We start from the raw sequence: 3,134 nt of genomic DNA, 5'->3' as shown, positions 1-3,134 counted from the left end.
CGTCGACCAGGCCGCGTACGCCGGTGCCGGACTCCGACGCGAAGTCGGCCACCGCCGGGAGCGTCCCGAACCGGTCGCGCGCGGTACGGGCCGTTGCACGGGCGATCGGATGGCCGGACGCCGCCTCCACGGCCCCGCTCACGCGCAGGAGTTCGTCGGCGTCGAAGCCGGCGGCCGGCTCGTGGCGCAGCACGGTGAGCTGCCCGGTGGTGAGGGTGCCGGTCTTGTCGATCACGACGGTGCCCACCCGGCGCAGCCGTTCCAGCGCGGCCGGCTCACGGATCAGCACGCCCAGGCGCGCACCGCGTCCGGTCGCGGCCAGGATCGCGGTGGGCGTGGCCAGGCCGAGCGCGCACGGGCACGCGACGACCAGTACGGCCATGCCGGCCGTGAACGCGGCCTGCGGTTCGCCGCCCGCGCCCAGCCAGAAGCCGAGCACGGTCACGGCCACGCTCAGCACCGCCGGCACGAACACGCCCGCGACCCGGTCGGCCACCCGCTGGGCCGAGGACTTGCCGGACTGGGCCTGTTCGACGGCGGCGGCGATCCGCGCGAGGTGGGTGTCCGCGCCGACGGCGGTGGCCCGTACCGTCACCCGTCCGCCCTCGTTGACGCTGCCGCCGGCCACGTCGTCGCCGGGCCCGACCTCGTGCGGCCGGCTTTCGCCGGTCAGGTGCGACACGTCGAGCGCGGATCGGCCCTCGACCACGACGCCGTCGGTGGGTACGCGATCGCCGGGGCGTACGACGAACAACTGACCTACGGTCAGGGACCGGGTGGGTACGCTCACTTCGACCGGATCGCCGGACACCCCTGGGTGCACCACGGCGGCTTGGTCCGGCACGAGCGTGGCCAACTCCCGTACGGCCGAACCGGTCCGCGTCCGCGCGCGGTCCTCCAACAGCCGCCCGCACCGGACGAACAGCGGTACCGCGACAGCCGCTTCCAGGTACACGTGCGCGTGCTCGTCGCTCGTGGCCGGCAACAGGGTGAACGCCATCCGCATGCCAGGCTCGCCCGCGCCGCCGACGAACAGCGCCCACAGGGACCAACCGAACGCGGCCAGCACGCCGAGACTGACGAGGGTGTCCATCGTGGCCGTGCCGTAGCGCAGCGCGTGCAGGGCTCGCCGGTGGAACGGCCACGCGCCCCAGGTCGCCACCGGCGCGGCGAGCATCAGGCTCAACCACTGCCAGTTGGTGAACTGCCACGCCGGCACCATCGACAAAATCAGGACCGGTATCGCGAGGGACGCCGTCACGAGCAGGTCGCGCCGGGGATCGGCGGTTGCGGTGTGGGTCGTCGGGGACGCGGCGGTGGTGTCGTCGGTCGGGATGCTCGCGGTGTAGCCGGCTTCCGATACCGCGGCCAGCAGCGCGACGACCGGGACCGACTCGGGGTGGGTGACCCGGACTCGGCCGGTAGCGAGGTTGACCGTCGCCGTGACCCCGTCGAGCCGGGACAACCGGCGTTCGACGCGGACCACGCACGCGCCGCAGGTCATGCCGGTCACGGTGAGGTTCGTGGAAGTGAGCGCGGGGGCGGTGGTCACGGCATGCTCCCGAGGGTGGTGCGCGGGACGACGAGTGACGGGACGGGGCCGAGGCCGTTGTGCGTGTGCTTGCCTTTGTTCTTGCCTTCCCCGCCGATCGGTTGGGGTGCGCCTGGGGGCCCGGGCTCACGGAGATCGGGGGCCACCGGGCCGGCGAGGCGTCCGATCACGAACGCGGCGACGAAGACGAGCACGAGCAGACCGCCGAAGGCGAAGACGACGCCGGGGACGGGAGCACGTCCACGAGCGGACTCGGGGGCGGAGGTGAGAGCGGAGGCGGAGGAAGAGGAAGAGGAAGACAAGGGCGGGGGCGAGGGCGAGGGCAAGGACGGGGAACGTGGGGGTGGGTCCGAAGCGTTGGGCATGTGTCGAGCTCCATAGCTCTTCGGTCGTCGGTCGTCGGTGAGCTGTCACGGGAGGTCTGTCGTCGGTGATCGGTCGACTGGCGCAGCGAAGGGCCTCACGCAAAGCGGGGGAGCGGTGCCGCCACACGCGGTGCCACCACACGCGGTGCCGCCACGCCCGGTGCCGCCACGCGCTGTTGCGCTCGGGTATCCCAGGTAGTCGGGTGCTCGGTGGCCCGGGTTCCGTGCGGGCTGCGATTTCGGACCGCCCGTTTCGTCGATGTGGCGCGCGGGATCGGGCCCGGGGCGCGTGAACCCGGTGCGGCTGCCGTTTGAGGGCGGGCGAGTGGGCGGCGGTGGCGTACCTGCTCCTTCCGCAGTCCGCCGTGTTTCTCCCGCAGTCCGCGGTACTCCTCCCGCAGCCTGCGCCGCCCTTTCCGACAACCGCGGACGGTGCGTCGGATGCCCCGCCGCCACCTGCCGGGCACGGGGGGTGGGAGCATGAGCGACACCATGCCTGCCCGGTCTGTGCTTCGAGCCGTACGCGCCGCGACCTTCGCGGTGGTGTGCGTGCTGCTCGCGTTGCTCGGCCACACGCTGATGTCCGACGCTTCGGTCCCCTGGGCGGCGACCGGCAGCGCGGGTGTGGCGATTGCCTTGCTGGTGTGGGTGGTGGCCGACCGCGAGCGCGGATTCCCGGCGATCACCGGTGCCATGTTCGCCGCACAGGCAGCCCTCCACGCGTTGTTCACCCTCGCCCAGCGACCGCCTCCGCCGATCGAACCGCCGTCCGCCGCGTTGGAGACGCGGTGGTTGCACGTACTCCTGTGCAACGACGACACTCCCGGCACCGGGCCCACGCGTTCGGTGGCCGAGATTTTGATTCGGATGCGGCTCGACCCGAACCTGGCCCGGCAGACGCCGGAATCGGCCGGCTTCGGGGGAGGTTCGTCCGGGTTCGTGAGTGGTTCGCCGTTCGGGGACACGTCGTCGTCCGCGCATCACGCGGCCGCGGGTGCGGGCGCGGGGATGCGACACGGCGGCGCGATGATGTCGATCCTCGGCGACGGCGGCCGGGGCATGTTCGCGGCGCACGTGCTGGCCGCGCTCGCGTGTGCGGTGTGGCTGCGGCACGGCGAGAAGGCGGTGTTCCGGCTGCTGCGACTGCTCGCGGTGCTGACGGTCACCGTCGTGGTCGCGTTGGTCGCGGCGTGGTCGCCGGTGCCGGCGACGCGGTT

3 protein-coding genes are annotated in these 3,134 nt (G+C 72.9%); 1 reads left to right on the top strand and 2 read right to left on the bottom strand.

What is annotated here, in order from left to right:
* The coding region (locus GT354_RS34265) for a heavy metal translocating P-type ATPase (protein ID WP_161360266.1) at window positions 1-1,504 on the bottom strand (1,504 nt) is incomplete at its 3' end.
* A gap of 44 nt (window positions 1,505-1,548) precedes the next feature.
* Window positions 1,549-1,854, bottom strand: coding sequence for a hypothetical protein (locus GT354_RS34260; RefSeq protein WP_161360265.1), 306 nt, complete (start codon window positions 1,852-1,854; stop codon window positions 1,549-1,551).
* A gap of 543 nt (window positions 1,855-2,397) precedes the next feature.
* On the opposite strand from GT354_RS34260, the gene GT354_RS52915 reads away from it, so the two are divergent.
* Window positions 2,398-3,134: hypothetical protein (locus tag GT354_RS52915; RefSeq protein WP_202512619.1), on the top strand; the 737-nt coding region annotated here is incomplete at its 3' end.

It is taken from the genome of Streptomyces sp. SID3343 (genome assembly GCF_009865215.1).
Classification (GTDB): domain Bacteria; phylum Actinomycetota; class Actinomycetes; order Streptomycetales; family Streptomycetaceae; genus Embleya.
The sequence above is the reverse complement of the archived record's forward strand: the minus strand, read 5'-3'. Positions and strand labels throughout refer to the sequence as shown.